The organism is Candidatus Accumulibacter vicinus, assembly GCF_000584955.1.
GTDB lineage: Bacteria > Pseudomonadota > Gammaproteobacteria > Burkholderiales > Rhodocyclaceae > Accumulibacter > Accumulibacter vicinus.
Window position 1 is genome coordinate 83,100 of record NZ_JDSS02000024.1, and the last position, 6,126, is coordinate 89,225.

General features: G+C 68.2%; 4 protein-coding genes. All 4 read left to right on the forward strand.

Features of this window, described 5'->3' with window-relative positions; all coding sequences use genetic code 11:
* Window positions 1-77 precede the first annotated feature (77 nt).
* Entirely contained in the window at window positions 78-377 is a 300-nt protein-coding gene (locus tag CAPSK01_RS10965) for a hypothetical protein (RefSeq protein ID WP_034913770.1), read from the forward strand.
* Complete coding sequence (locus CAPSK01_RS10970) at window positions 374-748, forward strand: GPW/gp25 family protein (protein WP_034926265.1); 375 nt, start codon at window positions 374-376, stop codon at window positions 746-748. The genes CAPSK01_RS10965 and CAPSK01_RS10970 overlap by 4 nt, the downstream gene beginning before the upstream one ends.
* Entirely contained in the window at window positions 745-3,321 is a 2,577-nt protein-coding gene (locus tag CAPSK01_RS10975) for a putative baseplate assembly protein (protein WP_034926268.1), read from the forward strand. Before CAPSK01_RS10970 ends, CAPSK01_RS10975 begins: the two co-directional genes overlap by 4 nt.
* Window positions 3,318-6,126, forward strand: a 2,809-nt coding sequence (locus CAPSK01_RS22685; RefSeq protein ID WP_273703511.1) for a hypothetical protein, incomplete at its 3' end; no start/stop codon positions are given. The genes CAPSK01_RS10975 and CAPSK01_RS22685, both read left to right, overlap by 4 nt.

Here is a 6,126-nt window from a genome sequence, read left to right on the forward strand (position 1 = left end):
TCGTTCCTGCCACTCCCTTTCCCCCTGCGACGCCGACGCTGTTGTCGACGCGCGTCACCACCGGCTGAGGAACTCCCATGGCCAACCCACTCAAGGCAGGCCGGATCGACGACTTCGCGTTCAGCCTCGCGGCTTACATCGACCAGGCGATGCACAACGAATGGCAGGCGGTGAAGGGCGAATCCCTGCCCGACAGCGATCAGGGCGCCCAGGACCGCAGGATTCTCTTCGCAGCGATCGCCCAGGGTGTGCTGAAGTTCCTCGCCGATCACGGGAGCGACCTGATCACCAGCGAAGAGAGCGGCAACGGCGGACTCGACAAGCACCGGCACAGCATGGCCTTCACCGTCGACACTTTCAGGACGCCCTTGCCATGAACGGTCGTCATCTGGCTTTCCCCTTTCATGTCGGCGCCGACGGGCGTACCGCGACGCCCTCCGGTCTGGCCGAGCATATTCGCGGCGAGATCATGCAGTTGCTGCTTACCGCACAGGGCGAGCGCCCGTTCCTGCCGAGTTTCGGTGCCGGGCTGCGGCGGCTGGTGTTCCAGCAGAACGACGATGCGACGGCGGCGATCAGCAAGGCGCTGGTGAGCCAGAACCTTTCGCGCTGGCTCGGGCACCGCGTCACCGTCGAGGCGCTCGACGTCAGCGCCGACGACGCCACACTCAACGTTGACCTGCGCTACCGCGTGCTCGCCAGCGGCGAGGTTCGCAGCGTGCGCTTCCAGCGGCAGGGGGCGAAATGACTCGGCTAGGCAACGAGGAGCGGCTCGAGGACCGGGCGCGCGATCTCGGCGGCAAGGGTCTGAATGCCTTCAGGCTCGCCTATGTCACCCTCGACGCTGCGCCAAAGCCGGCTTTCGCCTGGCTCGACGTCGAGTTCTGGAATGCCAATGCGCTTGCGCCATTGCCGCCCAGGGAGGCTTTCAAGATTCAGGGGGCGACTCGGCAGCGCTCCGGCAACCCGGCACGCGCAGTCGCAGTGGTGCAGGTGCTGCCGGGCACCGGCAACACGCTGCGCTTGCAGATCGCTCCGGTCGGCGATTACTCGACCTACCTGTTGTCGACTACCCGCGTCGGCCTGAGCGCCCCGGACAATGCCCTGCCGCTGGCGATGGACCCCTTGCTCAATGCCTTGCCGTTCAAGTTCCGCCCGGGCTGTTTCAATCTCGATTGCACGCCGTCGGAAAAGGGCAGGCCAGCGCCGACAGAACCCGAAATCGACTACCTCGCGCGCGACTACGACTCCTTCCGGCATGTGCTGATCGCCGCGATGATGCGCCGCGTTCCCGGCTGGTCACCGACCAGCGAAGCCGACCTCGATCAGGTGCTGATCGACCTGGTCGCCGCCGATGCCGACGAGCAGGCCGACTACCACGACCGCGTCATGAACGAGCGCGCGCTGGCGACGGCGCGCAAGCGTGTGTCGCTGGCGCGGCATGCGCGGCTGCTGGACTATCACATCCACCAGGGCAATCAGGCCAGCACCTGGCTGGCTCTCGAAGTGGCCGGCATGGTCGACCTGCCGGCGACGAGCAAGGACGAGTTCGGCGTCTGGAGCGGCCGTGCCTGGCAGGATGACGACGCGGTCATTTTCGCGATCGCGCGCGACGGCGGGCCATGGCGCCGCCGCTGCTTCGCGCCGCTGAACCGCTTGCGGCTCTATACCTGGGGCAAGACGGTGACGGCGCTCGCCGCCGGCAGCACCGAAGCCGACCTGACGGCGGCGACGCCGCTCACGCAGGCCGAGGCTGAAGCGCTGCGCGACTTCTTCCTCGGTACGCATGCGAGCCAGGTGCCGGGTCCCGGCGCTGCCGACGTGAGCACCGCCGTCGACCAGTTGCTGATTCAGGAGGCGCTGAACCCCGAGACCGGCACCGCCAACGGTGTGCGCATCGCGCAGCGGCAGTTGCTGCAACTGTTGCCCCTGCAGGGCCCGATCGCGCGCGCCGAGGCCCTGCAGGACCCGTTCACCGGCGAATGGCTGGTACGCGTGCGCTGGCGTGCCGAAGACGCGTTGCGGCAGAACTTCTGCTTCATCTGCGACTGCGCAGGCCAGCCGGTCGAAGACGTGAGTCTGTTCCACGCCAACCTGCTGCGCGTGACGCAAGGGCGGCCGCGCATCACCACCTTCCGCGCGCCAGGACAGCCGCTGGGCGGGGCCGATGAGCGAAGCTTCGTCGCCCGTGATTCGGTCAGTTACGAGATCGTGCTGCGCCAGGCCGGCAGCGCCTCGCTGCTGCGCGGTGTGCTCTGCCCGCTGCCGGCCTCGCCGCTGGCCTACCGCGCCAGCCCGCCCGGCGGCGAGACGCCGACGCGAACGACCGCGCAGGTCATGGTGCAGGGTTTTGCCGAGCCGTGGCAGGAACAATCGGACCTGATTGAAAGCCAGGGGGACGACCAGCACTTCATCGTCGAGACCGACGAGCTTGGCGGCAGCTCGCTGCGTTTTGGCGACGGCAGCAACGGCGCAGCCTTGCCCACGGGCGCCTTTGTGCAGTGCCGTTATCGCGTCGGGCAGGGCAGTCAGGGCAATGTCGGTGCCGACAGTCTCGTCGGCTTCGTCGACGCCAGCGGCGCCGTGCAGCGCGTGTGGAACCCGTTCGACGTCACCGACGGTCGCGATCCCGAACCCGCCGCCGAGATCGTTCGTCGCGTGCCCGAGGCCTACCGCCAGCACCAGTTGCGTGCCGTCACCCTCGATGACTACGCCAGGCGTGCCGAGGAGCTGCCAGGCGTTGCGCATGCCCGCGCCCGCTATGCCTGGACTGGCAGCTGGCGCTGCGTGCAGGTGGCCATCGACCCGGCAGGCGGCATCGTGCTGGCCGAGCCGCTGCGGCGCGCGCTCGCCGATCACCTCGATGCGGTCCGCCTGATCGGCGAGGATCTGGAGGTGCGCGCGGCGCGCTATGTGCCGCTCGACATCAAGCTGACCCTGTGTGCGCAGCCGGCCTACTGGCCCGAGGATCTGCGGGCAGCACTCGAAGAGGAGTTTTCCGACGGCTGGACGCATGACGGTCGCCACGGCTTTTTCCACCCGGATCGGTGGACCTTCGGACAGCCGCTGTACGCGAGCCAGTTGATCGGCCGTGCGCTTTCCGTCACCGGCGTCGGCCGTGTCCTGCGCGCCAGCATGCGGCGCTGGAACCCGGGCAGCGGCGGCGGCCTGACCGAGATCGACATCGACCCCTTGGCACTGCCCGAATCGCGCCTGGAGAAGATTCCCGTCGGGCCGTTCGAGATCATCGTCGTCGCCAACGACCCCGATCACCTGGAAACCGGTCGCATTCGCTTCGAAATCACCGGAGGTCGCCGATGAGCTGTACCAATGATTGCCGTCAGCCGGCTGCTTTCCCGAAGACGATCGACAACCGGCCGGGCCTGAGCACCATCGACTACCGCATCGGCAGCTACGCCGACCTGCGCGAGCACATGCTGTCGCGGCTTGACGAGAGTACGGTGCTCGCCGAGTGGACGCACCGCCTGCCCGACGACCCCGGCATCGCGCTGATCGAAGCCGCCGCCGAGGTCGGCGACATTCTCAGCTTCTACCAGGATCTCTACGCCAACGAGGCCTATCTGCGCAGCGCCAAGTGGCGCGACAGCGTCGCCGACCTGGTGCGCCTGCTGGGCTACCGGCTCGCGCCAGGAGTCGCGGGACGCGCGCGTTTCGCGTTCGCGGTGAAGGGGACGCAGCCCGTGCTGCTGCCGGCCGGCCTGGGCATCCAGGCGCAGCTCGTCGGTGACGACAAGCCATCGGTCTTCGAGACCAGCGTCGAACTGCTCGCGCAGCCGGCGCTGTCGCAGTTTCATCTGTACCGGCCGCGCCAGGTACCCGACATTCGTTACGGCAGCGACACCTTCACGCTGGGGGTCGATGCTGGCATCGCGGTGCAGCTCAAAGCCGGCGACCGCATCCTGGTCGGCGTCGCCCGCGCTGGTGGCGAAGCGTTCGATCATACGCAGGTGATGGTCGTAGACAAGACCTGGGAAGCCTTCGGCAGTACCGTCGTGAAGATGAAAGGCGGCATCACCAGCCTGAAGAAGCCGCCACAGTTCAGACTGCTGACACCGGCGCGCCTCGTTGCAGCCACCTTGCCGGCTGCGACTTCGCTGTTCGCGTCGTCGTTCACGCCAGCGCTGCAGCCGCTGTCGCTCAAGATCGCGTCGCCACCGTCCTTCCTGACGCCCGGTCTCGTTGCTCAGCCGCTGGCACAGTCGCTGCTTGCGGCCGGGCTCGGCGTGCCCACCCTCGCGTCGACGCCGCGCCTGCGGGCCTGGAAGCTTGCCGGAACACACCGCCACTTCGGGCACAACGCACCAGCCACGCAGGTCGACGTGGACGACAAGGGGCGCGCGACCACCAGCCAGGTGTCGTATGTGCGCAAGCTCGCCGCCACCACCGCCGCACCGGCCGTGCCGTCGCTGCAATCGACGCAGATGCCGCTCGACGGCGAGGTCAGCAGCGTGGTCGCCGGCACCCGGCTGCTGATCGAGGCCAACCTCAGTGTCGGCAGTCACGCGAGCAGTCGCCGCAAGCGTCTGCTCGAACGTCGCATCGCGCAGGTCGATCGGCAGTCGCTGGCGTGGGGGTCGCTGAGCGGTGCCAGCACGGTGCTGACGCTGGACGAGGACCTGGTGATCAGCGAGAACGGCAGCACGCTCGGCTATGCCGACATCCGCGGCATCAGCTTTCACGAGGTCGTCGGCGAGCCTTTCGAGCTGCGCGCCGACTTCGTGCCGACGGCGGCCACCCAGGGGAAGGAACTGCATTTCTATGGCACGGTCGGTGCAGCCGCCGCGCTGGCCAGGCGTAGCCTGCTGTTTTCCGGCCCAGGCCCGGCGCTGGTCGCTGCCACCGCCCTGTCCGTCGCCAGCGACGAGGGCGACGATGGCGGGCAGCCGGGCTGGCATCGTGTGCAGCTCGACCGCGAATTCGACTACACGCAGTTCGACCACAGCGCACCGCAAGTCACGGTGTACGGCAACCTGGTCGACGCGACACAGGGTAAAACCGAGGCCCAGATCACCCTGGGAGATGGCGATGCACGCGCGGTTTTCCAGACCTTCGCGCTACCCAGGACGCCGCTCACCTATCTGCTCGACACGACGCAGGTGCCGCCGCTGCTGCCGCAGTTGCAGGTGTGGGTCGATGGCGTCGCCTGGACGCGTGTGGACAGTCTTTTCGGGCGTACGCCCAGGGAGCACGTCTATATCGTGCGCGAGGATGCCGACGGCAAGAGCTGGGTGCAGTTCGGTGACGGCAAGAGCGGCGCGCGTTTGCGCTCCGGTCGTGGCAACGTGCTGGCGGTCTACCGCAGCGGTGCGGGTGCGCACGGGCTGTTGCAGGCCGACGCCAGACCACAGGCTGACAAGAAGGTCGCCGGACTCGAAGCGGCTTTCCTGCTCGAAGCAGTGACCGGCGGTGCCGAACCTGAGGGTGCCGATGGTGCACGCCTGGCTGCACCGGGAACGATGCAGAGCCTGGGCCGTATCGTCAGTCTGGCCGATTACGAGGCCGAGGCACTGGCCATTCCCGGCGTGCTGAAGGCGCGCGCCGCTTGTACCCAGGTCGACGGCGTCGCGCTGGTGCGCGTTACCCTCCTGACCGCCAGCGCTACGGCAGCCGATGCCACAGCGGCCAGCGACGCGCTACGCGCAGCGGTGGGGGCACGCGGCGCCAGACGCTGCCCGTTGCTGGTCGTGGCAGGGGCGCGCACGCCGGTGTCGCTGCATCTGGTGGTGGGTTACGACCCGACCCGACGTACCGAAGAGCTGCGCCTGGCAATCCTCGAAGCCCTGGGCGCGAGCGGCGAAGAGGGCAATGGCGTCGATTCGTCACGAGGTCTGTTCAGTTGGCAGCAGCGGCAATTCGGTGAAGGGGTGCACGGCTCGCAGGTCGTCGCCGCCGTGCAGAAGGTGAGCGGTGTGATATGGGTGCGGCTGGCTGCGCTGGCCGTCGCCAGACCCCCGCTGGTGCAGGCGAAACCGGGCCTGCAGTTGAGCGCAGTGCTGTTCCAGCCGGCCCTGTCGATCGCCAACGTTCCGGCGACGCAGCGCTCGCTGGCCTGCGCCGGCGATCGGCTGCTGGCGCTGCAGGCGACGGCGCTGCAGCTGCAGTACG